The organism is Ktedonobacter sp. SOSP1-85, from assembly GCF_016587415.1.
Taxonomy (GTDB): Bacteria; Chloroflexota; Ktedonobacteria; order Ktedonobacterales; family Ktedonobacteraceae; genus Ktedonobacter.
Genome location: NZ_BNJI01000001.1, coordinates 3,592,340 through 3,619,337, shown reverse-complemented (window position 1 = coordinate 3,619,337; position 26,998 = coordinate 3,592,340). Strand labels below are relative to the sequence as shown.

Annotated in this window: 22 protein-coding genes; 13 read left to right on the top strand and 9 right to left on the bottom strand. The window is 55.6% G+C overall.

Going from position 1 to position 26,998, the window contains the following annotated elements; all coding sequences use genetic code 11:
* Window positions 1–11: 11 nt before the first annotated feature.
* Window positions 12–1,373, top strand: a complete 1,362-nt coding sequence (locus KTE_RS15085) for a hypothetical protein (protein WP_201382214.1) — start codon at window positions 12–14, stop codon at window positions 1,371–1,373.
* Between the two features lie 111 nt (window positions 1,374–1,484).
* A complete protein-coding gene (locus KTE_RS15080; RefSeq protein WP_374226778.1) occupies window positions 1,485–2,186 on the top strand; it encodes a MerR family transcriptional regulator in 702 nt (233 codons plus the stop codon).
* An 84-nt stretch (window positions 2,187–2,270) separates the two neighbouring features.
* Here KTE_RS15080 and lgt read toward each other — a convergent pair whose 3' ends face one another.
* The gene (lgt, locus tag KTE_RS15075) at window positions 2,271–3,296 is read right to left on the bottom strand and encodes a prolipoprotein diacylglyceryl transferase (protein WP_201382212.1); all 1,026 of its coding nucleotides are present in this window, start codon (window positions 3,294–3,296) and stop codon (window positions 2,271–2,273) included.
* A gap of 410 nt (window positions 3,297–3,706) precedes the next feature.
* Here lgt and KTE_RS15070 point away from each other — a divergent pair, with 410 nt between their 5' ends.
* From KTE_RS15070 to KTE_RS15055, 4 genes are all read left to right on the top strand, one after another.
* The gene (locus KTE_RS15070; RefSeq protein WP_201382211.1) at window positions 3,707–4,654 is read left to right on the top strand and encodes a DMT family transporter; all 948 of its coding nucleotides are present in this window, start codon (window positions 3,707–3,709) and stop codon (window positions 4,652–4,654) included.
* Window positions 4,655–4,833: 179 nt separating this feature from the next.
* A complete protein-coding gene (locus tag KTE_RS15065; RefSeq protein ID WP_201382209.1) occupies window positions 4,834–5,715 on the top strand; it encodes a DUF3592 domain-containing protein in 882 nt (293 codons plus the stop codon).
* A 30-nt stretch (window positions 5,716–5,745) separates the two neighbouring features.
* On the top strand, window positions 5,746–6,159 hold the full coding sequence (locus KTE_RS15060; RefSeq protein ID WP_201382207.1) for a cytidine deaminase: 414 nt from the start codon (window positions 5,746–5,748) through the stop codon (window positions 6,157–6,159).
* 900 nt (window positions 6,160–7,059) lie between these two features.
* Window positions 7,060–8,190, top strand: coding sequence for a carboxylate-amine ligase (locus KTE_RS15055; RefSeq protein WP_236600409.1), 1,131 nt, complete (start codon window positions 7,060–7,062; stop codon window positions 8,188–8,190).
* Here the strand turns inward: KTE_RS15055 and KTE_RS15050 are convergent.
* The gene (locus tag KTE_RS15050) at window positions 8,175–8,312 is read right to left on the bottom strand and encodes a hypothetical protein (RefSeq protein WP_201382202.1); all 138 of its coding nucleotides are present in this window, start codon (window positions 8,310–8,312) and stop codon (window positions 8,175–8,177) included. The genes KTE_RS15055 and KTE_RS15050 overlap by 16 nt on opposite strands.
* A 405-nt stretch (window positions 8,313–8,717) precedes the next feature.
* On the opposite strand from KTE_RS15050, the gene KTE_RS15045 reads away from it, so the two are divergent.
* Window positions 8,718–9,428 carry a tryptophan 2,3-dioxygenase family protein gene (locus KTE_RS15045; RefSeq protein ID WP_201382200.1) on the top strand — a complete coding sequence of 237 codons (711 nt, stop codon included), beginning with the start codon at window positions 8,718–8,720 and terminating at the stop codon, window positions 9,426–9,428.
* A 57-nt stretch (window positions 9,429–9,485) separates the two neighbouring features.
* On the opposite strand, the gene KTE_RS15040 is transcribed toward KTE_RS15045, so the two are convergent.
* Window positions 9,486–10,871, bottom strand: a complete 1,386-nt coding sequence (locus tag KTE_RS15040; RefSeq protein WP_201382198.1) for a M20/M25/M40 family metallo-hydrolase — start codon at window positions 10,869–10,871, stop codon at window positions 9,486–9,488.
* 362 nt (window positions 10,872–11,233) lie between these two features.
* On the bottom strand, window positions 11,234–12,598 hold the full coding sequence (locus KTE_RS15035; protein WP_201382196.1) for a dipeptidase: 1,365 nt from the start codon (window positions 12,596–12,598) through the stop codon (window positions 11,234–11,236).
* A gap of 1,712 nt (window positions 12,599–14,310) precedes the next feature.
* Here KTE_RS15035 and KTE_RS15030 point away from each other — a divergent pair.
* From KTE_RS15030 to KTE_RS15020, 3 genes are all read left to right on the top strand, one after another.
* Complete coding sequence (locus tag KTE_RS15030) at window positions 14,311–15,333, top strand: phosphotransferase enzyme family protein (protein ID WP_201382194.1); 1,023 nt, start codon at window positions 14,311–14,313, stop codon at window positions 15,331–15,333.
* A gap of 704 nt (window positions 15,334–16,037) precedes the next feature.
* Window positions 16,038–16,442 (top strand): COX15/CtaA family protein, encoded by a 405-nt coding sequence (locus KTE_RS15025; RefSeq protein WP_201382192.1) that lies wholly within the window; start codon window positions 16,038–16,040, stop codon window positions 16,440–16,442.
* A 114-nt stretch (window positions 16,443–16,556) separates the two neighbouring features.
* The gene (locus tag KTE_RS15020) at window positions 16,557–17,897 is read left to right on the top strand and encodes an exonuclease SbcCD subunit D (RefSeq protein ID WP_201382190.1); all 1,341 of its coding nucleotides are present in this window, start codon (window positions 16,557–16,559) and stop codon (window positions 17,895–17,897) included.
* 134 nt (window positions 17,898–18,031) lie between these two features.
* Here the strand turns inward: KTE_RS15020 and galU are convergent, their stop codons facing one another.
* Entirely contained in the window at window positions 18,032–18,922 is an 891-nt protein-coding gene (galU, locus tag KTE_RS15015) for a UTP--glucose-1-phosphate uridylyltransferase GalU (RefSeq protein ID WP_201382188.1), read from the bottom strand.
* Between the two features lie 236 nt (window positions 18,923–19,158).
* Window positions 19,159–20,328 carry an AZOBR_p60025 family cell surface glycopolymer formation protein gene (locus KTE_RS15010; RefSeq protein ID WP_201382186.1) on the bottom strand — a complete coding sequence of 390 codons (1,170 nt, stop codon included), beginning with the start codon at window positions 20,326–20,328 and terminating at the stop codon, window positions 19,159–19,161.
* 289 nt (window positions 20,329–20,617) lie between these two features.
* Here KTE_RS15010 and KTE_RS15005 point away from each other — a divergent pair, with 289 nt between their 5' ends.
* Both KTE_RS15005 and KTE_RS15000 read left to right on the top strand, forming a co-directional pair.
* Window positions 20,618–20,908 carry a hypothetical protein gene (locus KTE_RS15005; protein ID WP_201382184.1) on the top strand — a complete coding sequence of 97 codons (291 nt, stop codon included), beginning with the start codon at window positions 20,618–20,620 and terminating at the stop codon, window positions 20,906–20,908.
* Between the two features lie 229 nt (window positions 20,909–21,137).
* Entirely contained in the window at window positions 21,138–21,902 is a 765-nt protein-coding gene (locus tag KTE_RS15000) for a hypothetical protein (protein ID WP_201382182.1), read from the top strand.
* A gap of 69 nt (window positions 21,903–21,971) precedes the next feature.
* On the opposite strand, the gene KTE_RS14995 is transcribed toward KTE_RS15000, so the two are convergent.
* Window positions 21,972–23,699 (bottom strand): Nramp family divalent metal transporter, encoded by a 1,728-nt coding sequence (locus tag KTE_RS14995; protein WP_201382180.1) that lies wholly within the window; start codon window positions 23,697–23,699, stop codon window positions 21,972–21,974.
* 339 nt (window positions 23,700–24,038) lie between these two features.
* Here KTE_RS14995 and KTE_RS14990 point away from each other — a divergent pair, with 339 nt between their 5' ends.
* Window positions 24,039–24,623, top strand: a complete 585-nt coding sequence (locus KTE_RS14990; protein WP_201382178.1) for a hypothetical protein — start codon at window positions 24,039–24,041, stop codon at window positions 24,621–24,623.
* Window positions 24,624–24,661: 38 nt separating this feature from the next.
* Here KTE_RS14990 and KTE_RS14985 read toward each other — a convergent pair whose 3' ends face one another.
* Complete coding sequence (locus KTE_RS14985; RefSeq protein ID WP_201382176.1) at window positions 24,662–26,188, bottom strand: sensor histidine kinase; 1,527 nt, start codon at window positions 26,186–26,188, stop codon at window positions 24,662–24,664.
* A 9-nt stretch (window positions 26,189–26,197) separates the two neighbouring features.
* Window positions 26,198–26,902, bottom strand: coding sequence for a response regulator transcription factor (locus KTE_RS14980; RefSeq protein ID WP_201382174.1), 705 nt, complete (start codon window positions 26,900–26,902; stop codon window positions 26,198–26,200).
* Window positions 26,903–26,998: the final 96 nt, after the last annotated feature.

Here is a 26,998-nt window from a genome sequence, read left to right as displayed (position 1 = left end):
AGAAGCAAAACATGTCGAAGGATCAATCGGAACGCAGAACCTATCGCCGGAGTCCTGGACGCCAGTATGACTCCGAGTTTGATCCCCTGCGCAGCCGTACTGGCGCTAGCAGGAGTGGTCAGCTCAATAGCAACGGGGCCCGACAGAGCGGTCGCTTGTCTTCGCCATCCGATAGCCGCTCTGGATCTCTTCATACCCAGCGACCCGACCCACGCAGAACACGCCAGTTGTTGCGCCAGCAGATCATTTCCAGTAAAGCTTCCGGGACAGAAGAGGGAGGCGATGAACTTCGCGAGCTAGAGACCGATGAGTTGGAGCAGCGTATGCGCCGCACCTCGGGCGTTATATCTAGCAATATTGCTAACGACGCCTCTGCATCACGTAGCCCTAACCGGGCCCGTAACCTTTCCTCCCAGGCACCTTACCTTCCAGCGGCGCACGATCTCTACCTGGATGAAGACAACGAATGGGAACAGGCAGAACTTGATGAAGTCATAGACGACGAATATGAAGATGATCCTTTAGACGAGCGCCTGGGCTACGCCAGTCCAGGCCCGGGCATTGCGCGCTCAGCCCAGCTTCAGCCCCGGCGTAACGTTATGTATAATGACGTCTATGAACGTCGTGCGCCCAGCGGTCGCCTGGCACCTCCTCTTCCACCAGAAGAAGAATACGATGAGCCCTATGAGGAATATGACGATGAGGGCTATGAGGAGATCGACGAACGCGAGGCTCGCCGTCAGAAGAAACGCAACAAGAAGGTCTCTCGGCGTGGAATTCTCATCGGCCTGGGGGCCGCTGCGGTAGCGACTGCAGGCGTCACCGCCTATGAGCTAGGCCCCAAAATTCCTCAAGCCATTAGCGACACTGGGAGCAATATAGAGCACCAGATTCAGGATGCCTTCAATAAAGGTATGGCCCAGGGAGCCGAAAACGCACGCAAGGAGTTTATCACGGCCCTGGATAACCTGGAGGGCTTTACTCTTCAAGGAGCGATTGAGGCCGCCAAGTTGACGCGGGTGGCCTATGACGTCTTTGTCGCGCCCATCGTCCAGTTTGGCTCGACGGTCGCAACCGATTTCTTGAAGGCCATGCTCAGCGCGCTTAAGACCGCGCGTGGCCTGCTTGCGGGCGTCTACCAGGACAACGCGACCCTCCAGGCCATCCAAAAAGTCCTTGAAAGTTGGGTCAGCCAGGTACAGAATATGCCTAAGCAGCTTACCGCCGTGACCCAGACCGACCTGGATGGTGCCCAGGCCTACCTGCGTGCCCTCCAGCGCAAAATTGATGATGAGAAGGCCAAGCTGAATAACCCTCAGCCCTCGCCGACTGTTCCCGCTTCACCACAGGCCACACCCAAGGCCAAGCAATAAAGCAAGAAAATAGTAACCTGCCGAGACTGAGAAATTGGCGCCCCTGCGTTCGCCGATCTCTCAGTCTCGGCACATTCACTATATCGAAGAACGTATATGAGGAAGAGTGCCTTGATCCAGAGTGATGTAGAGCAACCTTCCATGCTGCGTATTGATGATCTGGCGCAACTGGTGGGCATGCCAAGCCGGACGATTCGCTTTTACAATACCCAGGGACTGTTGCCGCCTCCTGTCATGAAAGGGCGCACGGCCTACTACACGCAAGAGCATCTCGTGGTTCTGGGTATTATTCGCGAGCTTAAAGAACATCAGAATCTCTCGTTAGAGGCAATCAAGCGCCTGCTCGAAGTTCGCGACCAGCAGGGAGATGTACAGATGCACATGGCGCTCAAGCAGCGCCATCTCAAATCCCTGACCGTAGGTGGTACACAGGTTCATTTAGCCCAGGAAGAGCTGGCGCGCCAGGGAGAAGTAGCTGTCACGCGCATCAATGAACTGGTAGAATTGGGGCTGCTCTTCCCCTTCGAGGGCGAGCAGGGCAAGCGGCTCTTCACTGGAGATGATGTGCTCTTGCTTCAGCTTTACCGCCACCTGGAAGAACTGGGCCTCCCCCTCGCGCTCCCCTCACTTATCCGTTTCCAGCTCAAACAGCTTACGCGTAGCGAGGTCGCGGCCTATGAGCAACATCTGCTCCCCCGCTGGCGTGAAGAGGGTCTCACGCTGGAGCAACAGACCGAGCGCTTCGAGGAGGTTATGGCTTTGTCTGATACACTCATTTCTCTCCTACACCGTAAGCTTCTCTACCAGGGTTAATATATGTAGTATCGAGTGAAGAAGCCCTCAGAGGCGTCGCATACGCGACGCCTCTGAGGGCTTCTTCACTCGATACTACATATATTACTCTTGTGTGGCCTGTTTGTTTGAGACTACCTGTGTCTCGGCCTCTTCCTCATCCACTTTCTCCTCTTCGGCTGGCTCCTCTGGCTTTTTATCGCTCGCTACCTCCTTGCTTGCCAGTTGGGGAATGCCATAGGTGGCGGCGACTTCGCCATCGGGAACTGGTTTGGAGCGGGAGATGACCAGGTAGGTGATGGGCAGCAGGAGGACGAACAGGATTACCGAGGTCCACTGCGCCTGCTTGAGAATATGTGTTCCCAGGAAGTCGACTATGATGTTGTCGCGCGTAAAGAAGATGAAGAACTGCGTAATCACATACGCGTACAGGTAAACCAGCATCAGCATGCCTGGGCGCCTGAACTTGCGCGCACAGTAGAGCATGACGCCGAGCAGTACGATATTGGTGATCATCTCGTATAGGGCTGCGGGCTGCACGGGAACGTTACAGAGGTTGTAGACGCCGCAGGCCCAGCTCTCGGGATGTACATAGACCGTCGACCAGGGTAGCGTGCTCTGATAACCAATGATGTCGCCATTGATGATATTGCCAATACGCCCAAAGATCTGGCCCGCCGCGCCAAAGAGGACAGCCGCGTCTACCAGGACCAGCGGATTCACGCGCTCGACACGCGCACGCCAGAAGAGGGCCGCGATAACCAGGAAGATCGCGCCAAAGAAGGCCATGCCGCCCTCCCAGGTCGCGATAATATGAATAGGATTCTTCAAATAGTATTCAACCAGGTTTGGCTGCTGTAAGACGAAATACAGACGCCCACCAATCACACCAGCCGCGATACACCACCACAGGAGGCGGTAGACCAGGTCTTCCGTAACTCCCTTGCGCTGGCAGTATCCCTTGATGACCCATAATCCTATCAGGATACCAACGACATACATCAAGCCATACCAGCGTACGGCCAGCGGTCCAAGCCTGAAGATGACCGGATCAATATTCAAGTAGATATAGGGTGGACCAATACGTAACCACCCCCAATTTATAAGATCGGCGAACGGGAGAGTTCCCATGCTGTCACTCCATATACTGATAATTTCTCTAGCAAACAGGCGAGTAGAGTTGCAACCTCTTTCGCACCTGGTATTGCCAGCATTGTTGTTTTACGCTTTCCTGTATCATAATATGCATTACGTAACCACGCAACCCATCTATCGGGTAGATGTGGGGGGTTCCAGTTCTTGCCTCGGCTCGCTACGCTCGCCGGGTAAGGGGATGTGGATGGAAAACGGCTTTGCCATTTTCCATCCACATCCCCTTACCCACGGGCGCCGCGGGCGCGCAAGCGCTCCTGAGCAAGAGAAGCTTCCCCCACACACCTACCTCTGAGCGCTACGTATACCATTATCATAATCGAGTTATTCTTTCTTTTCTTTATCGCCATAGAAAGGCCTATCTAACTACTATGCAGGAATGTCAAGAATTGCCGTCATCAACTACGCAGTCGGTGCCTACGGCAGCAGATCCGCGCAAGGCACGCATGCTTACGCTCCTGGGCTTTGGCGCCATGGTGCTCGTCTGGGGATCTTTTCCCGTGGCAGCCAAAATTGGGACGGAGCACGTCCCGCCTCTGCTCTTCTCTGCGGTACGCTTCCTTCTGGCGTTTTTGCTCTTGCTCCTGGTCGCACGCTGGCGCCGGGAGAGCCTCCAGATCACACGCACACAGCACTTGCGCATCTTTCTGACCTCGCTCTTTATGGTGGGTATACCAGCCGCTATTTTCTTTGCCTCAATTCCATACGCGCCAGCAGGCGCGCTTACCTTGATGTGGGCCACCGCGCCCCTCTTCGTCTCGCTCTTTAACTTCAGGGGGGCGGGAGAAGCGCGCGGCTGGCGTTTGCCTGTAAGCTTGCTTATTGGTATCGCGGGTATTTTGCTTGTGCTTCTGGGACGTGTTCCCTTTCTGCCCAACCAGGGGGCGAGCATACCTGGTTTTGCCATGAGTGGACCCGCGCTTATCGCGGAGCTAGTGGTCCTGGCCTCGGCGGCGGTCTATGGCTTTGGAATGCTGCTTGCTAAGCGCTATAGTGCCGATGTACCAGTGCTGGTTATGACGGCTTGGCAGGTCTTCTATAGTGGCGTTGTTATCTTACTGGCCTCTCTCATCTTTGAGCATGGGGGTCCATTCGCGCCTACCTGGACAACCCTGGAGGCTCTACTCTATCTCGTGGTATTTTGTAGCTGCATTAGTTTCTTTCTGACCTTCTGGCTTATTCGACGGATCGGTGCGATCCGAACGGCTTACTCTGACTTTATCATTCCAGGTGTTACACTCCTCCTGTCATACTGGCTATTGGGAGAAGAGCTCTCGCCAGCTAAGCTTGGCGGCTTTCTCCTGGTTATGCTGGGGTGCGCTCTGGTTGAGAAGTAGCAAGGATTGGAGGCGCGTGCTACAATCATTTTGCGATCTCCTAGCAAAAATCTGAGTGCGGAGCACTAGCCACCCCCATTAGGGGGCAGGCGATAGTGGCGCCGCGCCCCCTAATGGGGGCGGTTTTCGTATACAAAACACTTGCTGTATTGAACAAGCTTTATCCAGCAAGAATCTGCATGCAAGCGAATGCGAGTTACAATTTTGTGAAAAAGAGAGCATTCTTCCTGCGGCGCGTCCTCCTGGTGATATGTGTCGTTGTATTTTTAGCATTACTGGCCCCTGTGCGCCGCGCACTCTACTATAATTCCTTTGTACAGGCACCTTGTGTCATTACTGCTAAATCCCTGCTCACCATTCGGGAGGGCAAGAGCAACGGAAGTGGAAATGTATATGGAAGTTACCAGCCTCAACTCTCCTACACTTTGATTCTTCCTGGAGGACAGCAGGTTCGCACAAAGGGCTTTGAGGGGCCAGATATCCTGGTCTACAGTACGAAAGAGGCTGTCCAGCACATTCTGGATCGCTATCGCGTTGGCGATATGAAGAGTTGTTGGTACGATCCAGCCAATCCCCAGCGTGCGCTGCTGGTCTTTCAGGGCTTTACCTTTGGGCAGATCTTGTCCAGTTTTGCCTTCTTTTTCCTGGCCTTCCTGATCTTTGTTCCCGCGCTGGCCTACTGTCTGGAGTGGCAGTTCTGGCGTTATATCGCGCTGCGTACGCGTGGCGTGCTGACACGCGGCATTGTTGTCAATCGTGTTGAGCAACGCCGGCGCGACTTTACTATTAATGTGTATACGGTGCTTTATCGCACGGGTGAAAATCAGCAAGAGGGGGTTGCACGTCATATCCAGCTTATGGCACCTCCTATTGAGCGACATAGTCTCCCCGATCTGTATAATATTTTTGTCTGCTACGATCCGCGCCAGCCTATGTATGATCGTTGTGGGAAGTTTCCACGTCTCTATCGCATTATTCCAGGTGTGGTTGGTTCGCTCTTTTTTCTGGGGTTGACGCTTGTGTTTATGTATGAGGCGCTCTTTAATCTCTATTGGGTATGATTTTAAAGCTAGAGAGAGGATGGATGGAGCATGATTAGCCCGGAAGAGTTGGTTGCGAAGGCGCGTGAGGCGGCTCGCAATGCGCATGTGCCTTATTCGCATTTTCATGTGGGGGCGGCGGTGGTAGCCGATGGACGTGTGTATACGGGTGTGAATATTGAGAGTGCCAGCTATGGCCTGACGCTCTGTGCGGAGCGGTCGGCACTGGCTTCGGCGATTTCGGCGGGGGATAAGCAGGTGAGCGAGATCGCTGTGGCCTGCGTTGATGCGCCTGATGGCGCGCCCCTGAATACGCGTACGCCCTGCGGGGCCTGTCGTCAGTGGATGATTGACCTGGCTCCAGATGCTGTTATTCATATCGATGGCGGGGTGGATGAGCAGGGGAAGCCAGTTATTCATAGTATGCATGTGCGTGATCTCCTTCCTAATGCCTTCCAGCTTTAACCTCGAATACGCGCTATATGACAGAGATGGCATGGCGTTGCTAATAGGTACACCCGGCAAGTGGAGGGCACGCCACCTATGCAGGAGGAACTTTGCATCGTAAGCAAGGGGCACACCACCCATGCAGGAGGACTGAGGTAGTGCTTCTAAAGGGCGCACCTACCTCAGTCCTCCTGCTGCGCGGCTGCCGTCCCTGGCAAGAGAGGGTAGGTAAGCTTGTGGCACATGAAGTCTTATAAATCGGGCATCTATGAAAGAAAATGTGAGCCATTCTATTTATTTGCCTCTTGTGTGAATTTTGTGTGAACTTCCCTTGACAGGCATTCTATTCTTGTGTACGCTATATTTTACCAGTAGCATCTTGATAGATGTATGCGCCCTTTATGCCTGAGTTTGTAGCGTGAACCCCTAGTGCGAAAACTCTAGTTCTCGCTCTGAGGTGCATCTATGTGGTTTGGCGCACAGGCGCACAAGTACCACAACGGTCTCCTGACAACTTATCCCGGGTTCTGGCTCGGGTTCTCTTCCTGTTTTCTACGAGCACCAGGTCCGCGCAGGGACATATGGTGCACAGATGGCAGTTCTCTTTCCTCAATCCTAATTTTCCTGAGTCTGAAGCTTTCTCACCACCTGTTCGCGCATTGTTCCGATTACTTTATTTCCGGCGCACAACTGGCCCGCACAAGCAAGCATACATGCAATCTTTCTCACTAAACGGGCCTTCTGCGTGGGGAAAAGCTATTGTTCGCGCACAACTGTACCGTGAGCCTTGAATTGGGGCAGCAGGGTAGGTGCTCCCAATTGCCGGTTTACAGAACGAGTAGTGCTTCCATGCATCTAATGGTGTTTCGCTACCAGGTCGTAGGCCTGGATACTAGCAAGCTCAGGAAGGAGCCTACCATGGCGCATCAGTTTACACTTGGCGTCGAAGAAGAGTTCCAGATGGTCGATAAACATACGGGCCAGCTTGCCTCGCATATTCATGCCATCATGGACAAAAGCGCCCCCTCGCTCAGCGAACACATTAAGGCAGAGATGTTGCAGTCAGCAGTGGAGCTGATTACGAATGTCTGCTCCGACATTACGACGCTGCGTCTCGATCTCCAAAACCTGCGAGCCCAGCTTATTAACCTGGTTGAGGCCGAGGGGCTGGCCTTGATTAGCTCGGGGACGCATCCAACGGCGCACTGGAAGGACCAGGAGCGCACGCATAATCCGCGCTACGAGGAACTTGAAGAGGAATACCAGGATGTAGGGCGCTCGATTCTGATCTTTGGTCTGCATGCGCATGTGGGGGTCGAGAGCCAGGAGATTGCGATCTCGCTTTTGAACCAGTTGCGCACCTGGATACCTCACCTTCTGGCCATCTCTTCTAACTCGCCCTTCTGGGCCGGACGTCATACGGGCCTCAAATCGTATCGCTCTATCGTCTGGAAGCGCTTCCCGCGCTCTGGCGTTCCTATGCTCTTCAACTCGTATCGCGATTTTGATGGCTATGTACAGGGGCTTATCAATACTGGCTGTATCGATAACGGTAAGCGCATCTGGTGGGATGTGCGCCCACATCCTTTCTTCAATACGGTCGAGTTTCGGATCGCGGATATGCCCGCGACCCTTGAGGATACGCTGGCCATGACGGCCTTTGTTCAGGCCCTGGTGGCCAAGCTCTCCTGGATGCATAAACGCAATCTGACTACGTATGCTCTGCCCGCGCACTTCATTGAAGAAAACAAGTGGAAGGCCAGCCGTTACGGACTCGATGCTGAGTACGTCGATTTTGTGCAACAGCGCCGCATGACTATGCGCGAGTCGATTGGCGAGACGCTTGATTTTGTAGACGATGTGCTGGATGATCTGGGAAGCCGCCGCGAGATTAATTATCTGCGTACGCTCCTGGAGGATCCGCGCGGTACCGGGGCCGATAGGCAGCTCGCGGTCTATAAGGAGACTGGGAGTCTGTATGCGGTGACTCACTACCTTATGCGCCAGGTACATGAGAGTTCGTCGCTCAATAATCATCGCTCCTGGTGAGTGATGGGTAGGGAAATTGTTTTTGCCTTGCGGTTGTCTAAAGTGCGGTTGGCGCGACGTGGGACCTGGCGACCGTAGGTGGTTCGCCAGGTCCCACGTCGCCCCCCAATCTTCCTCTTCATTAGTTTCTCCTTCCTTTGTGTGGTGGGGTTTTGTTTTTTGCCGCCGCAGGCGGCAAAAAACAAATTAAAAAGAATTTTTCTGGGGACACCCCAGACCCCGGCAGGGGAGACTTCGTCCCCTGCACCCCCTTTTTCTGAGCCACTCTAGGCTCCGGCGGGGATCCTGCACCCCCTTTCTCTGGGCCACTCTAGGCTCCGGCGGGGATCCTGCACCCCCTTTTTCTGGGGGACATCAGATCCTGGCAGGGGGATTTCGTCCTTCTGCACCGCCTTATGTGAAGGGGATATAATAGGGGGGAGCCGTGGGGCTTGGGAGAAGATGTTGGTGTTATTTTTTGCATGGTCTTCTCTACTTTCATGGGAAACGGTGTTGTTTCCAGGGACCAATGAGGGAGTGAATAAGAAATGGTTAAAGAAATGGTTCACGAGTCGGGTAGGGGGCGCGAGTTGAGTACGTATGAGCGTTATCTGCGTACGGATGAGTTGCTTGCGCTGCAGAAGGCGGAGGGGGAGCTGGCTCATCATGATGAGTTGCAGTTCCAGGTTGTGCACCAGGTTTTTGAGCTGTGGTGGAAGGAGAGTGCTTTTGAGCTGCGGACAATTCGCACGCTTCTGGGCAAGGGCGATCTGCCTTATGCTATTCGCTTGATGCAGCGGGTGATTCGTACGCAGCATTTGATGCTGGAGAATTTGCGGATGCTTGAAAGCATGACCCCCTGGGAGTTCCATGCTTTTCGCAAGGTGCTTGAGGATGGGGCGGGTACGGATTCGCCTGGCTTTCACGCGCTGATGCGGCTCTCGCCTCTGCTGTGGGATGATTATAAGGCTCTGCTTGAGCGCGAGGGCGTGACACTGATCGAGGTTCATACACAGCCACAACATTACCCCCTCCTCCTGGCGATGGCCGAGGCACTCATCGATTATGATGAGATTTTTCAGCTTTTCCGCGCCCAACATTTTAAGCTGGCGATACGGATGATTGGTCCGGGTTCGATGGGTACGGGTGGGACCTCTATGCAGGTCCTTGAGCGCACCCTGCGTGATGCCTTCTATCCTGAGCTCTGGCAGGTGCGCAATGAGCTGACTGACCTGGCGAATCAACAGGGTGAGCGATAGGGAATTTTTTGTAGAACGTCTTGTTTGTCTGCGCAAAGCGCAGACAAACAAGACGTTCTACAAAAAATTATTCTTCTGCCAGGGCGGTGAACATGTAGCAGTTGTAGGAGACGGCGCGTTCGAGGTCTGAGAGGCGAATGTGCTCGTTGGGTGAGTGGGCTGCGCTGCCCCAGTAGGCGGCGTTGCCGGGGCCATCAGTCCGAGCAGGTTGACGTGCTTGCGCATGGAGCCGAGCAGGGGTAGGGTTCCTCCACCAAGGGGGGTGATGGAGACGGGCTTCTCCGCGTACTCCTCGGCGATATGGGCCACGCGTTGCGCGAAAGGATGGGCCAGGGGTGTCATGGCGGGTTCGGCATTGCCGAAGGTCGTGATGCGAATGTCCTGGTAGCCGTGGGCGTCGAGGTGGGCGCGCAGTTTGGCGACGATGTCGTCCGGGTCCTGCTCGGGAACGAGACGGAAATCGATCTTGGCCATGGCTTTCGCTGGCAGGACGGTTTTGGTGCCCTCGCCGGTGTAGCCGCTCAGCAGGCCCGCGATATTGCAGGTTGGCGAGAATGCCTGGCGCTTGCGCAGTTCGATGCCGGTCAGGTTGTCATTGAAGGTCTCGACGGCGAAGGCTTTTTTGAGGAGTTCTTCGTGATCACCCTGGCTGGCTAAAGCCTCGATCTCGGCCTCGCTGGGGGTCATGACGGCGTCATAGAAGCCGGGGATGAGGACTTTTCCTTCGGGGGTGCGTAGCGATGCCAGGGCCTGTACCAGGCGCCAGGCGGCGCTGGGCAGGATAGGGGCATTGCCTGAGTGCGCGTCCACGCCTACGCCCTGGACGTCGAGCTGAACATATACCAGGCCTTTACAGCCAAGCACCAGGCTGGGGCGACCATCCTCATCGAAGCCGGAACCTTCCCAGAGCGCGCCATCGCCTTGCAAGAGGTGAGCGTATTTCCGCGCGATTTCGTCGAAGTGGATGCTGCCGATCTCTTCTTCGCCTTCGATCATCCAGCGAATCGTGATGGGGAGTTCGCCGTGGGCGGCACGTAGAGCGCGGATAGCAGTCATGCGGGCGGCGATCTCGGCTTTGTTGTCGGAGGAGCCGCGGGCGTAGAGCTTGCCATCGCGTATGGTTGGCTCAAAGGGTGGAGTATCCCAGAGCTCCAGGGGTTCGGCGGGCTGGACGTCGTAGTGGTTGTAGAGCAAAAGGGTGAAGGGGCTGCGGCCGCGAATTTCGCCGAAGATGACGGGTGGGGCGTCGTCTACGGTCAGGCGTTGGATGCTGAAGCCATTCTCAGCGAGCAGCGACTCTACGAGGTTCGCCATTTCTTCGACGCCGTCATTCTGGGCGGCGACGCTGCGCTGGCGGCAGAGGCGTTCCAGAAGGTGTTGGGCTTCGTCTTTGTGTTCGTCGAGGTATGCCTGGACGGCGTTTGATTGGAGCTTCCTGGTCATAAGAGTTGTTCCTTTCTTTTTGTTTTTGCCGCCTGCGGCGGCAAAAACAAATTAAAAAAGTTTTTTCTGGGGACACCCCAGACCCCGGCAGGGGGACTTCGTCCCCCTTGCCCCCCCTTTGCTACATCACCTTACAGAAAAAGAAGTTTCTGGGGACACCCCAGGCCCCGGCAGGGAGGACCCTGTACCCCTTTTCTGGGGACACCCCAGACCCCGGCACTTCTCGCGCCTGCGGCGCTCGCCTTGGTAGGTGGTGTGGTGCGGGTTGGCGGCCTGTGGCCGCCAACCCGCACCACACCACCTACCAGAAAGATTTGGCTGGGGGCACTAGCCTGGCACCGCGTCATTAACCACTTTTTTAGTTAGGCGAGGTTTTGGAGGAAGCGGGCGACGGTGCGGATGCCGCGGTAGAATTGGGCGAGCGAGTATTTTTCGTTGGGGGCGTGGAGGTTATCGTCGGGGAGGCCGAAGCCCATGAGGACGACGGGGACGTGTAGGATTTCGTTGAAGAGGGCTGCGACGGGGATCGAGCCGCCTTCGCGGAGGTAGATGGGTTCTTTGCCGTAGGTCTCTTTGAGGGCCTGGGTGGCGGCGACCATGGCGGGATTATCCAGGTCGACGACGAGGCCTTCGCCGCTGTGCAGGTTTTGGACTGTGACCTTGACGCCTTCGGGGGCTGCGTTGTGGACGGCCTTCTCAAAGAGGGGGAAGATCTCTTTAGAGATGAGGTCGGGCGGGAGGCGCAGGCTGATTTTGGCTTTGGCGACGGCCGGGATGACCGTTTTGGCGCCCTCACCGATGAAGCCGCCGACGATGCCGTGAACCTCCAGCGTGGGGCGCGCGCTGATGCGCTCCAGGGGTGGGTGTTCTGCCTCGCCAACGAGTTGCGAGACGCCCATTTCCTCGCGCAGGGCCTCGGCGAAGTTCAGAGGGTCTTTCTCCCAGAAGTCGCGCTCAACCTGGGCGGCGGGGCGTAGTTTGTCGTAGAGGCCGGGGATATGGATGTGTCCCTGCTCGTCCTTCAGTTTGCTGATAATGATGGCAAGGGCGTGCAGGGGGTTGGGGGCGATGCCGCCGTAGGTGCCTGAGTGCAGGTCGCGCCTGGCGCCCTGAACTTCGACCTCGGTGTAGGTGATGCCACGCAGGCCGGTGATCAAGGCCGGGGTCTCGGGTCCGGGCATGTGGGTGTCACAGATGAAGGCGGCGTCGCAACCCAGGGGTTCGGGAGTGGTACGCACATAGTGCTCGATGGATTCGCCTCCGGCCTCTTCCTCGCCCTCGATGAGGACCTTGACGTTTACGGGCAGCTTGCCATCGACAGCCATGAGGGACTCCAGGGCTTTAAAGACGAGCATAGTCTGCCCTTTGTCGTCGCATGCGCCACGGCAATAGATGTTGCCATTGCGGATGGTTGGCTCGAAGGGGGGCGTATCCCAGAGTTCCACGGGATCGACAGGTTGGACGTCATAGTGCCCATAAATAAGCACGGTAGGCTTGCCAGGGGCATTGAGCCACTCTCCATACACGAGGGGATGGCCTTGGGTCGCGATGACCTCGACTTTGTCGAAGCCGATGCTTTGCAGGTCGCGGGCGGCGTATTCGGCGGCGGCGCGGACGTCGCCTGCATGCTCTGGCAGGGTGCTGATGCTGGGGATGCGCAGCCAGCCTTTCAGTTCGTCGAGGAAGCGTTCCTCGTGTTCGGTAATATATGTTTCTAGCTGTGTCATGAAGCGAGTAGACCCTTTCTATTTTTCCAAGTTTTATTCGCCCAAGCCATATTCAGAAAAGGAGTTTTTTTCATCCTATCAGCTAGGGAGGGGAGTTGTCCAGTGGTGCACCGCCTATGCAAGAGGACCAAAGGAGCCAGTGGTACGACGCCCATGCAGGGAGGAGCAAGGCCACAAGGCAGTTAAAGGTAGGTTACCTGGGTGCGTTGGTGAGACGGTGGGATGGTAAGAAACAGATGATCCATCGTGCGAGATGCCGAAAGTGAACGTTTTAGGCTGCGCCTACAGGCCATAAAAGGCGTTTGGACGTGATAAATCGGGTCCCTACCAACAATTCGGGCGTTTATCACAAGTCTGTTCGGACAACTTGACAAAATTTCCAAGCAGAGTCATAAATGTGGCGCCTATGATTGGGAATGCCTTCGCATCCGATTTGAGCTGCCACATCCGGACAAAGCGACTCAGCGCTTGTGGGGCGAGAGGCGGACCGCCGCATGGGAATTCAAGTTGTTAAGGTGCAGGTGGTGATTGTGAGTAATCAGGGTTTGGTTGTGAGCGATTGCGGATTTGGGTTAGATGGTAGGTGGTCGGTGTTGTTGGTAAGCCGGGTTGTAGGTTGGGTTCATGGAAGAGTGGCCGCCAAGTGGGTTGGAAGAGTATGTGTGTTGTTGCAGTTGATTGTGAACGATTGTAGGAGTAGGTGTGGCTAGTGAGTTGTGAGCGATTGTAGGAGTAGGTGTGGCTAGTGAGTTGTGAGCGGTTTGAGAAACGGGGATGAATGTGGCCGGGGATAGTTAGTGATTTGAGAGATGGGTGTGGCTGGGGTCGGTGGAATGTGAGCGATTGTGGTTTTGGATGAAGAAGAGCTGGTAGGTTCGGAGGTGGCATCAGATGGAGAGAGATTGGAGGGGATTGTGGTGGGGGAAGAGGTTTCGGGGTCAAGGTCAGAAGGATCGAGGTCGGGATCAGAGGAGTTGAAGTTAAAAGTTTCAGAGTCGAAGGTGTCAGGGTCGGAGGGTTCGGGGTCAGAGTCTGAAATTTCGGGGTCGGCGGATGGGATGTGAGCGATTGTGATTTTGGGGAGGAAGGGGTATTGGGTGAGAAGGGAGGGGATGAGGAGGCGGATGGCGGGGTGAAGGGTGTTTTTATGTGTGCACAGAAGATGTTATATAATATATTAGTTATATAAGTGTATATAAAGTGCAATAAAGAATAGATGGTTTTTTCAAGGGTAACGGGGATAGATTGAAGGAATTGGAGGGAGTGGCGGGCACAACGCTACTGAAGTACACGTCTACATATGGATGGGAGGGAGGCACGACGCTACTAAAGTACGCGTCTACATATGGATGGTGGCGGGCACGACGCTACTAAAGTACGCGTCTACATATGGATGGTGGCGGGCACGACGCTACTAAAGTACGCGTCTACATATGCGCTTTTGGGGGCAACCACAGGAACGTGCGCTTTTTCCGTTTGGAGGTGCCTATGCCTTATTTTGTCCCAATTTACTAGCGAGAAGGAGGGGTACTTTTACGTTACGATTCATGATGTGCGGCGGCGATTGTTGGAGAAGCCCTTTCGGATCTTGCATAGCTCACTAAGGCTCGCGTAATATAGGGAGACATCCCCTTTCACCAATGGGTGAACACATATTCCTTTGAATGGATGAAGAACACTGAAAGAAAAGATAGGATGGGATGAGCAGAACTATGCGTGAATCACCGAGGATTAGCGAGGAAGACCTTCGCGCCTGTTTGCAGGACCAGTATGATCTGAGCCCTGTCACGCTGACGTTTCTTCCCCTGGGGCATGATTACGACGCCGGGATATATCGTGTGGAAAGCGAGCAGGGAACAGCCTATGCGCTCAAAGTCACGACGAGATCGCTCTACGAACCACGATGTCTGGCTCCTCGCTATCTCAACGACCAGGGGATTGCATCGGTCGTGGCTCCTATTCCCAACCGCAGCGGTGCATTGTGGGCCCAGCTCTCGGATTGGACCGTGATCGTCTACCCCTGGATCTCCGGAGAGAGTAGCTTGACAGGGATGACGGACGAGCAGTGGAGGCAGGTGGGAGCCATCTTCCAACGGATTCACCAGGTCATGCTGCCGCCTGGTGGCTTTGCATCCTTGCGCAAGGAGACCTTTGATCCGACAGAGTATGTTCGATGGGTGCGTGCCTTTGAAACCCAACACACCTATGCTCAAGACGGAGGTGCCTCACAGCGTGCACTTCGCTCCTCCTGGGTGGCGCATCAGTCCACGATTCACACGGTGGTGACCTCCCTGGAAAAGCTGGCAGCGGTGCTCCAGTCGCGACCATTGCCTTGCGTCATCTGTCACGCCGACCTGCATGCAAGGAATCTGATCCGGAATCGAGCGGGCCAGGTGTTTGTGGTCGATTGGGATGAGGTGATGCTGGCCCCCAAAGAGCGCGATTTCATCTTTGTCAGGCCACCACACGCTGAGGCGTTTTTTCAGGGCTATGGGCAGGCGGAGATTGATTGGGTGGCCCTCACCTACTTCCTCTGGGAACGGGTCGTACAAGATCTGATCGAGTGTACCCACAACGTGTGTTTCAGGGATGATTGGGGAGAAGAAAGCAGGGCCGAGGCCGTCCAGTTGCTTGATATCATCCTGGCAGAGGACAAGGGCCACATCGACGCCGCCTATCAAGCCGCAGCCCATCTACCAAGAGATCTCACCGTTCACAGCGGGAAGAGCTCTTGATGAAACTTCTCCGATCCAGAGGTGATTTTCGCCCTCCGCTTTCCTCTGCGCAGGCACGCAGAGCCAGTACCTCTTTCTTCCCTTCCAGATCAACTCTCAAGGCCGTCAAAATGATGCTGGTAAAGATCCAGTGATTAGCGTCAAGATAAGTAAGGAAGTGATGCAAGCGCGATGCTGGCCTTCACTTGACGCCAATGGGACCAGCTTTAGCGCGTCCGAAGGCGATTCATCGCATTGTGGCGCTAGCCAAAAGTGTCCCGGAGAAGCACGATGAGTAATCTCTTGCTTGTCTAGCTGGAAAATTTAGGCTTACGCCGCACTGCCATAAATGGCGTTCGGACGCGCTAAAGCTGGTCCCTACCGATAGCCGACAAGCCAGCAAGCCAGCAAGCCGACAAGCCGGCAAGTCGACTAGCCGACATTTCTTGTCTTTCGTGCCTTTCGCAGATGTCTGTTCGGACAACCTCCTAAAATTTGCCAGCAGAGTCATGAATCGCCTGCCAATCCTGTTTTTTTGTGGTATGTACGTAAGTTGGAGGGCGAGGCGAGTGGTGAGAGGCGGGCTGTAATGTGGAGGCATACCGCCATACCTTACCCCCAACTTGTTTTTCCTCCCTACTCGCGCTATATTACAACACAGCATCCACAACCCTTACCGGTTATGCCAGGTACGCAAAGAATAGATTCCTTGAGGAGTATCAACCTTGACTGGACTTGTATTAACCCTTCATCAGTACAACCCATACCTGATCTTTCTCTCAGGCGCCATCGTCATGATCTGGAGCTTCGTGCAATATTTCCGCAAAGAGAGGGGGGGCGTTACCCGGCCCCTGGCGATTGGCATGTACATCGCCGTTGGCCTCGCCGCCCTACAGGGCCTACTCGGCCTCATCATGGTGGCCTCGGGCCTCAAACCCGGCGGCGGCTCCAACCTCTACTACCTCCACTACGTCTATGGAGCCATCGTCATCTTCGCCATACCCGTCGCTACCACCTACGCATCCAGTGGCAAGAACCCACGCCGCGACGCCCTGATCTATGGCCTCGCCGCCCTGATCCTCGTCGCCGCCGCCGTTCGCGCCTTCATGACCGGCCCCGCCACTATGTAACACAAAAAGGGAGGGTGCAGGAGGGTTCCCCTCCTGCCGGGGCGTGGGGTGTCCCAACAAAAATTTTTTCTTTCCCAATTTAAGAATATACAAAAAAAGAAAGGCATAACCCTTATGCGCGCATCCTTCATACACTGCGCGGACACCCACCTGGGCTATGAACAATACGGCGTCCGCGAACGCTTCAACGACTTCACATGGGCCTTCTGGGAACTCGTCGACGAAGCCATAGAGCGCCGCGTCGACTTCATGGTCATCGCTGGCGACCTCTTCAATAAACGCGCCATCGACGCCCTGACCCTCATCCATGCCATCGAAGGTCTCAAGAAGCTCAAGGACGCCAACATCCCCGTCATCGCCATCGAAGGCAACCACGACCGCAGCTACTACCGCGAAGGTACCTCCTGGCTGCAATTCCTCTGCTACCAGGGCTATCTCGTCCTGCTCCAGCCGCGCATGGTCGACGGCATGCCCCAGCTCGAACCCTGGGACCAGCAAAACATGCTCGGCGCCTATGTTGACCTTCTCGATGGCAATCTGCGCGTCTATGGCATCCACTGGCTCGGCTCCTCAACGTCCCGTGCCCTCGAAGGCATGTCGCACGCCCTCCAGGATGCTCGCGCCGACGAAGACGCCTCCGGCGTCGCCTACCGCCTGCTTATGATGCATACCGGCATCGATGGCATGGTCGCACGCATCCAGGGCCTTCCTACCATGGCCCAGTTCCAGGCCCTCAGCGGCCAGGTCGACTATCTCGCCCTCGGTCACGTCCACAAACCCTACGAATTCGACGGCTGGATCTACAATCCCGGCTCCACCGAGACCTGTAGCGCCGAAGAGGTCCAGTGGGAGGATCGTGGCTACTACTACGTCGAGATCGACACCGACGAACCCGGACGCATCATCAACCTGGAGAAGAAAGAGCGCATCCATCACGCCGAGCGCCTCAAGAGCACCCGCCGCCCCTTCGTGCGCCACGAGATCCGCGTCGACGGCCTCAACGAGCCCGAAGACATCTATCTGCGCCTCGAATCCTACTGCCAGGACAAAGGCCCCACCTACGCCCAAACCGAGAAGCCTCCCGTCGTCCAGGTCACCCTCTCGGGCACCCTCGCCTTCGACGCCGGCTCCCTCGACATATCGCGCATGGAAGAAATGCTTCGTCAGTACTTCAACCCCCTCCATGCTCGCATCGACAACCATACCAGCGACCAGGACTACGAACCCGACGAAGGCGACCTCGATGGACGCGACCGCTCCCTCTGGCACGAACTCGAACGCCATATCTTCGAGGAACTCCTCGCCCGCGACAACCGCTTCCTCACCGCCAAAGAGCAATGGAGCAACGTCCTCGCCGACATCAAAGCCCAGGCTCTCCGCAAAGAGGAACCCGCCCAGATCGCCCAATATCTCCGCGACAAACGCACCACCCTCCTCACCCCCGAAAAAAACTAACCAACCACCTTACCCCCGGCGCCCCATACGATGGTTTGGTGCGCCGGGCCATCCATAGCCGTGGCGGTTATGGGAGCGATACCGCAAAAGAATGACGCTCACCCACATCCCCTTTCCCCGTGCGCAAAAAAGGATTAGCGCTCGTTGAGTTTCTGGTCCTGGAGGACGGAGTGCATGTATTCGCGGAGGGCGGGGGCTAGCTCGGGACGTTTGAGGGCGTAGGCGATGGAGGTCTTGAGCAGGCCAAGCGGGGTGCCGGTGTCGAAGCGCTCGCCGTCGAAGCGGAGGCCGTAGCAGCGGCCGGATTCGGCCTGGCGCTGGAGGGCGTCGGTGAGCTGAATCTCGCCGCCTTTGCCGGGCTGGGTCTGCTCTAGAAGTTCGAAGATGTCGGGCGAGAGGACATAGCGACCGGCAACGGCCAGGTTGGAGGGGGCCTCTTCGGGGTCGGGCTTCTCGACCATGTGGGAGATTTTGATGAAGTCGTTTTCGCCTTTGACGGCCTCGCCAGCGACGATGCCAAAGGATGAGATCTCTTCTTTGGGGACCTCGAAGAGGGAGATGACGCTGCTCTGGGTGCGCTCGAAGAGTTCAATCATGCGAGGCAGGCAGGGTGTTTCGGGGGCGACCAGGTCATCGCCGAGCATGACGACGAAGGGTTCGTTGCCCACGAGGTGTTTGGCGCAGAGGACAGCATGCCCCAGGCCGTGGGCCTCCGGCTGGCGGACGGCGGCGAATGAGGCCAGGGTCTGTACGCGGCGCAGCTCCTCTAGCTCTTTGAGCTTGCCTTTGCGCTCCAGGGTGCGCTCCAGGTCGGGGAAGGAGTCAAAATGGTCTTCAATGCTGCGCTTGCTGGAGCTGGTGACAAAAATAATCTCTTCAATTCCAGCGGCCACAGCCTCTTCTACGATGTATTGTAACGTCGGTCGATCGACGAGGGGTAACATCTCTTTGGGGATAACTTTACTTGCTGGCAGAACACGAGTGCCTAGACCAGCTACCGGCAGTACGGCTTTACGTATGCTCATCGGTCCTCCTGATAATAAGAGCACAGAAGTGACGCCTTAATGTCTGACGCTCGACTTCTCTTTTACTATTGTAGTGTATGTACTTATGGTTGGTCAATCTGTACCAGGGAGACGACGCTGCGGGGGGACGACGCTACTAAAGTACGCGTCTACATATCATGGGGACGGGGTTGCGGTACATGGGTGTATGGGGTGACGTGTCACATACGTCACCCCATACACCCATGTACGTTGTTTTAGCTGGGGAAGTGGAGGATGAAGAGTCCGGCGATGTAGAGGACGAAGGTGATGGTGTAGATTTGGGAGACCCAGAGGGTGAAGCGGTCACGGGCCTGCCAGCCGTAGAGGAGCATGGCCAGGACGAGGCCGGTTGAGAGGCGGCCGGCGGAGACCAGTTCCTCATATGAAGCGATGGACATGAAGATGGTCAGGGCCAGGTTCAGGCCCCAGATGAGCCAGGTGTGCCAGGTACAGTTGCCCCAGCGGCGCAGGAGGGCGGCGCGGGCGAAGGCGATGATGCTGAGCACGGTGGGGATAAGCATCAGGATGATGAGTGGGGGGAAGCGGTTATGGTCCTGGTAGAAGACAAATAGCCCGCGAAAGGGGATGCGCTCGAAGGGGGGAGCATAGCCCAGACCGGTGCGCCCGAAGATGACGACGATCAAGCCATACCAGAGTACGGTGGGGAGGAGCGAGATGAGGGCGAAGCGGATGCTTTCCCACCAGCGGCGGCGCCAGAAGAGGAGCGCGATATAGCCCAGGGGGAAGAGGACGGCGGTTTCGCGTGCGAGGACGGCCAGGCTCATGCAAAGGGCGGCTGTACGGGTACGTTTCCATTCTAACGAGAGCAGGCCCAGGCAGATCAAAAAATAGGTCAGGGGTTCGGTTGTGTCGAAGATAAAGGCGGTGGTCTGGCCGAAGTAGAGGCCCAGGGCCAGGCTATACCAGGGCGAAAGCTGGCGTCGCTTGAGCAGATAGGCCGCGATCTCTACGCTGCCCACAATTGAGATAAAGTTGATGAGCAGCATGGCATATGGGACCAGGGCTTTCTGTCCCAGGCTAAGTAGCGCCGTCAAGAGGGGATAGATAATGCGTTGATAGCGATATGAGGGATCATCAATATGCGCGGGCGCGTGCTGGGGGTCAGTCACCATATAATAGAAAAACTGGCCATCGTAGCCGGCGCTTCCATGAGCTACATGCTGCGAAAAGACTGTACCGATGTGCACATAATGCAAGGCGTCATACTGCCTATATATGCTAAATGCCACGATGAAGACTAGATAGAGCAACGCTGTAACCAGCGAAGGTCTGATAAGAAATGCCAGGAGGCGCCTGGGTCCTGCCTGTCCCTTCCCCTGCTGAATCAGTTCGCCTGAAGACGCCGTCTGTGTGCCTGTACTCATGAAAAAACCTGCTTCCTCTTGCAATATTAGGAAAAAGTCTAGCAGAACCATTTGGAAATGGCAAGAACGATGCTTTGGCGGGGGGATGACTTATTCGAGAGTATTTGCAGAGTAAAGATTAACTGCGTCTTGATGTTTTCTTGAAATCTCAGCTTTATAATCGAGAGTGTCGGTGGGAAAACAAGTAGGCAGAGAAATAAGTTCCCGGGCGACAAGCTTATTCCACGCATATGTTTATGCTCTGCGAAAAGAGAATAGATAGAATTTTTGGAAATGAAGGAGCTGGCTGATGAATTGGAAAAAGCAGGCACGGCGCTTGAGCCTTCTTCTCGTCTTGAGCGCGTTGCTGATTCTCTCATGCACGCTGGTGGCGTGTGGAGGTAATGCTAGGGGTACGAGCACAGGTACGACGACGAGCAGCACACAGACGACGTCCAGTCAGTCGACGTCTGATCAGTCTACGACGAGCGATAATGGCAGCGATGATCAGCAGATTCAGAACCTGATGCAATCGGCGAATGATACGTCTCCAGATAACAATGGTGGTTCCCATGGCAGCGATAATGGGTTTATTCCCTAAGCCCGCTACTGGCGTACGCGGCTACTGTTGAAGCCAGTGCGTCCATTCGAAAAGTTTTGAGGCTGCGCCTACAGGCGATTAATCGCCTTTGGACGCGCTAAAGCGGGTCCCTACCGGTATGTTGGTCTTTGGACGCGCTAAAGCGGGTCCCTACCGGTATGTTGGCCAAGTTCATAGCCTATATTCACTCTGAAGAAGAGTTTTTTGAGAAAGGATTCGGTTTAAAGATATGATCAGCCCAATGCAGTTTGTACGCCGGTTTTCGGGTCGTGTTGGTTTCGCGGTTGGTTTGGGGGTGCTCTCGTTGAGTATGGCATTGCCGGCACAGGCTTTCGCGGCCACGACGAATGTTGATGCCCAGAAGTGTGGGGTCAAGGATGTAAAGTGTGTGATTACCTTTGGAGATCAGCGTATCACTGAGCGCCTGACTGATCTCAGCGCCCTGGACACCAAGGTGCAGACCTTGCAGCAGAAGAAGCATATCGGCGAAGACGAGGCCGAGGCCCTGAAAAATGATGTGAGCACCAATAAGAATGGCCTCAATACGCTGAAGAGCAAGCTGGACGCCGAGAGCGATGCCCAGGCCGCGCGCCAGGATGTGAAGAACATTTATGAGCAGTTCCGCATCTATGCCGTTGTGCTACCACGCGATGAGCATAGGCTGCACCTTGACGTCGAGAAGACCCTCGATGATAAGCTCACGGATATGAAAACGAAGATTGAGGCCCGCATCGATAAAGCGCCCGCAGATAAGAAGGATCAGTTGAACAGCCTGTACAATGACTACAAGGCGCAGTTGGCGGCCGTCACGCCTCTGATTGATGGGGCGAAGGCTATCCTCCCTAACATGACCCCGGCCAACTTCAATACTAATCGCAGCGTCTATGAGGGGCAGCTCAACACACTGAAAAGCGATGAGAAGACCATCCAGAGCGACCTGCAAAAGGCCACCAGCGATCTGAAGCAGATCAACCAGACGCTTAAAAAGAAGTAAAAGTGGATAATAAAAACACAGTGGTGCCCTCGCATGCGAGGGCACCACTGTGTTTTTATTATCCACTTTTTAATGGCCCTGGCCGGTCAGGAGGCCGTAGAAGAGGAGGAGGGCGGCTGTGGTGAGGACCAGGGTTGTAATAATGAGGCCGGTATTGGTCAGCCAGTTCAGGCGCTGCTGCTTCATTACCTTGCGGCTATTGCCGATGATGAGCAGGTAGATGACCAGGATGGGGGTTAAGACGCCATTGAGGATATTGGCCCAGAAGAGTAGGGTGATGGGATCGAAGTGGCAGAGGGCCAGGACCAGGCTTACCACTAGCGCGCAGGTAAGGATGAGGTAGAAACCTTCGCGCTGCCAGGGCTTCTTGGAGAGGCCCACGGGCCAGCCGAAGGTGCCTGCCACGGCATAGGATGTACTGGCGAGCAGGACGGGAATCGCGACCAGGCCCGCGCCAATGAAGCCAATCGCGAAGAGGTAGGTGGCGTAGGGTCCGAGGATGGGAGTGAGCGCGACTGCCGCATCTGAAGCGGTTTGAATCGTCTTGTGGTGAGTAAAGAGGGTAGTCGCGGCAGTCAGAATAATACAGTAGGCGACCAGGTTACCACTCACGGCTCCCAGGGCGATATCGAGGGCCGCGTAGCGTGATTGCTGACGCTTCGTCTTGCCCAGGCGTTTCTCCTCTTTCTCGCCCTGCATCTGCCAATAGATCGTATAGGGCGAGATGGTGGCACCTAGTAGGGCCACGGCGCTACTGATGCTATCGAAGGAGAGTCCAACGTGGGGCACAAAGGTATTAAAAAGGACCGCGCTCCAGACCGGCTTTGAGAGGACGGAGGTCACGAGGTAGACCACAAAGGCCAGGCTCATCACAAGAAAGACCTTCTTGATGGACTCAAAGTTGCTATAGACGGACAGGTACCAGAGGATAAGGGCCACGGGAATGACAAACCAGATCCAATTGATGCGTAAACCCGTGAGGAGTTCAAAGCCGCTACTGACCGCGACCAGGTCAGCAGTAATCAGCGCCACATTAGCGCTAATCAGCACCAGCGAGGCCAGGATAGCCACGCGGCGACCATAGTGAGTTCGCAGTACCTCGCCCAGGCCCTGGCCAGTGGCGCGGCCGATTTGAGAACAGCTATACTGGACCGCCTGGTAGAGGGGCGTCGCCAGCAGCATTAGCCAGAGGTGCGCGAGTCCAACCTGGGCGCCATCAAGCGAGTAGGCGCCAACGGCTGAGGCATCATTACCGGCCATGCCGCTCAGGAAGCCGGGGCCAAGCATGCGTAACAGGCTGGCTTTACCACCCTTCTGAGAAGTTTGCTCCTCCACATCTCGGGCCGCTTCAGCGTCGATACCGGGATGTGCCTCCATCTGGCGCAGGCCTTCAGCGGTAGGGATATGCTCTTCAAGCTCGTCGAACAGGTCGTTCTCTTGCTGGTGCTCGGCCTCGGTCTCGATCTGCTCGCGGCCCTGAGCAGTTAGACGTTTAGATTCGTTCTTATCAATGTCGAGTGTCACCGTGCCAGGATTATGGCTATCGTGAGGGGAGTCTGGTGCATCGACCTGTTGAACGCGGTCGGCGGGAATCTCTAATTGCTTATGGAAAACGGTACCCTTACGCACGAGGAGTTTTTGGACGCGGCCCTGGCTATCGCGTACGACTTGCTCAACCTTCGGTTTGCTAACATCCTCTTCGCCCAGATCGCCCTCGGTGGCCGCGACTGACATACCGGGCTGGATGTCATCGACTTGAGATGGGGGAGTTTGTTCCTCTGGATTTTTCGTGGCCATACGTGCTTTTCCTTTGCTCTTTGGGCGAAGGCGGGAAGATGATAGCGTACCCCTCGCCACGCATGGGATATTGTTCTGTTCTATCTTATTACTATCGGAAAAACAGAAAAGTTTCAGGGTAGGGGGCTGCGTGGGGGGCGACGCTACTAAAGTACGCGTCTACATATTATGGGACGGGTCACAATGCTGAAGAGGGGGGCGACGCTACTAAAGTACGCGTCTACATATTATGGGACGGAGGAGTTCACACATGTTATTGAAATTTTTCAGCTTGGCAGGCAGCTTTTCATGCGTTATACTGTTATCGATGTATATATTTCTTTTTATAGCAAGGATGGCATGATGAGTACTTATGTTGAGCAGTCTGAGGTTGTTGCGGATAAGACGAGGCGGGTAGTGGGGCGGGTGGCATATATTTCGGCGGGACTCTGGATCGTGCGTTTGCTGGCTTTTTTTGTTCCGGCATTGCGGGATGCGAGTCCGAGTGGGGCGCCGTTGTTAAGTGAGGTATTTTGTGTGTTGGGGATCGCGACGCATATGACGTTGCTGCCGGTTGTGGATGCGCTGCCGGGTCCGAGATGGGGGAAGGCAGCGGGCTATAGCTGGATCGCGATTGACATGGCAACTGAGATCATGCAGTTGAATGGTGTGCCACATGCGACGTATATCGCGTTGAAGTATGGCGGGCACATTTCGGCGGCGGTCTGGTTCGCCACGGCCTCGTGGAGACAGAAGGGGGCGATGCGTGTTGTGGGGCTGCTCCTGGCCGCGGTCCTGGGTGGCTACTCTTTCGTCGCGCCGTTTGATCCAACGCATTTTATCGGGTTGCTGCCCTCGCTGGTTTTGATTCCGACGTGGATTATCCTGGCGGGGCGCAAGATTGCCAGAGAGAGGCGAGCCAAGGCTGACGTGGCTGTGGAGTAGTTGGTACATACAATTTCAAGACATGGCGTCAACGTGTTTCACGGCATCACCTGGTTTCCTACCCGCTGATTCGTGGGAAATTGGAGGGTTAAGGTGGTGCCCTGGTTGGGGGTGCTGGTGAGGGTGATGGTACCGCCGTGGGCACGGACCAGGCCCTGGGCGATGGAGAGGCCCAGGCCGCTACCACTCTGGGCGGTGGTGCGTGTGCGGGCTTGATCGACGCGATAGAAGCGATCAAAGATGTGGGGGAGAGCTGAGGTGGGAATGCCAAGGCCGGTATCGGTGATTTCTACGCAGGCCAGAGAGAGATCCTCGCATTGTTTACTCAGGGCGCGCAGAGTGATATCTCCACCAGGAGGGGTAAACTTGATGGCATTCTCAACAAGGTTGAGGAAGACGCGACGCAACTGGTCGCTATCGCCTTCAATGGAGAGGGGTTGTTTGGGCAGATCAAGAGTAATATGCTGACCTTGAGCTAGAATATCGGCCTGTTCTTTTACATTGGTCAGGAGTTGGCAGAGATCGATGTGGGTCTTTCTGAGTTTCACCTGGCCTTCGTCCAGGCGAGAGAGCACGAGCAGGTCAGAGACCAGGCGTTGCATACGCTCGACCTCGTTGTACATGCCAAGAACCAGGCGGCGTTTAGCCGCCGCGTCACCATTGTCGGCTTCCAACAGCAGCATCTCCAGGCTTCCTCCCAGGCCCGTTAGGGGGGTACGTAGCTCATGGGAGACATCGGCCACAAATTGTTTCTGGCGCGCAAACATGTGCTCCAGGCGGATGACCATACTGTTGAAGGCCGTGGCCAGGCGGCCAAGCTCGTCCTGGGTTGGGGGTTCGGAGAGGCGCTGAGTGAGATCGCCACTGGCGATACGCATACTGGCGCGCTCGATTTCGGTCAGGGGGCGCAGAGCCTGGCGAATCAGGGGTAATGTCAGGAGAGCGGCCACAAGGAGGCCGATAGCAATGGCGATAAAGAGGAGCAGGCGTGTAGAAGAGACGGCGCTATCGATGACAGTGGTTGAGCTTTGAAGTTGCAGGATACCCCCGGCATAAGTCATGCTTTGCTTATCCATCGCCAAAATGCTATAACGCACCACCAGTTCGCGCTGTCCGTTGGGAGCGGTCGCAATCATGTCGGCATGGCCCTGTTTGTGCAACTGCTGTAGTAATTGTTGCTCCTGCTCGGAGCTAAAGAGATATGTGGAATTCGTTCTCCCGTCGCTCTGAGCCAGCAGATGACCATCGGGCGAGAGAAGCGTCACGAGGGTGCTTTTATCAACAAAGTTTTGCGCGCTCCCAGCGATTTTGCCCGCCATACCCTTCGAGAGAGGCTGAAAATTAGCAAGGGTATTAGACTGGTCACCTGAAGTTTGGATCAGAATGCTCGCCTGAGTGTTAAGCGTGCTGAGCTGGTTGGAGAGGAGCACCTGTTCCTCGACGCTTGAAACCACAATACCCATCGTAATCAAGATTAGCGCCAGCAGACCAAAGGAGACGAGAGCCACACGCCAGCGCAGGGGAAGGCGATTGAGCCAGAGAGAGAGCCCGGAGAAGCGGCGCATAGGATCACCTCAGCTTTTCACTTCGCGCAGGACATAGCCAACGCCACGCACGGTTTGCAGTAGTTGGGGAGGGAGATCCTGAAGTTTCTCCCGCAGGTGTTTAACATAGACCTCAATGACGTTATCATCACCGACATAGTTGTAGCCCCAGATACGCGCCAGGATGGCGTTGCGCGTCAGCACCTGGCGGGGATGAGAGAGAAATAGCTCAAGAAGCTCAAACTCGCGCGGAGTCAGCTCTATTTCGCGTGTACCACGGCGTACGACACGGGTGGTGCGGTTAAGCGTGATATCCTGAAAGACCAGCACATTGCCAAGCTGCAAGCCGCGTCGTCGAAGGACTGCGCGTACACGAGCCAGGAGTTCTTTGAAGGCAAAGGGCTTGGTCACATAATCGTCGGCCCCTAGCTCAAGGCCAGCCACGCGATCCTCCACCTCCTCGCGGGCCGTCAGCATGATAATGGCGGTATCGTAGATGCCGTGAAGTTGTTGCGCAACGGCCATACCATCCAGGCCGGGGAGCATAAGGTCGAGGATCACAATATCTGGCTTGTGCCTTTCCACGGCTTGCAGGGCCTCGTGGCCAGTCATGGCTACATGCACAGTAAAGCCCTCATACTCGAAGCCCATGCGCAAAAACTCAATAATCTGCCGCTCGTCATCGACGAGCAAGATGGTGGGCCTGTGCTCTTGTGCTTCGGGAGAAGATACCATATGACCTCATTTTGTTTGATATGTAAACGCTGCTAAAGCACGCGTCTACATATGATGACCATATGTAGATACGTGCCTTGGTAGGTGCACGACGCT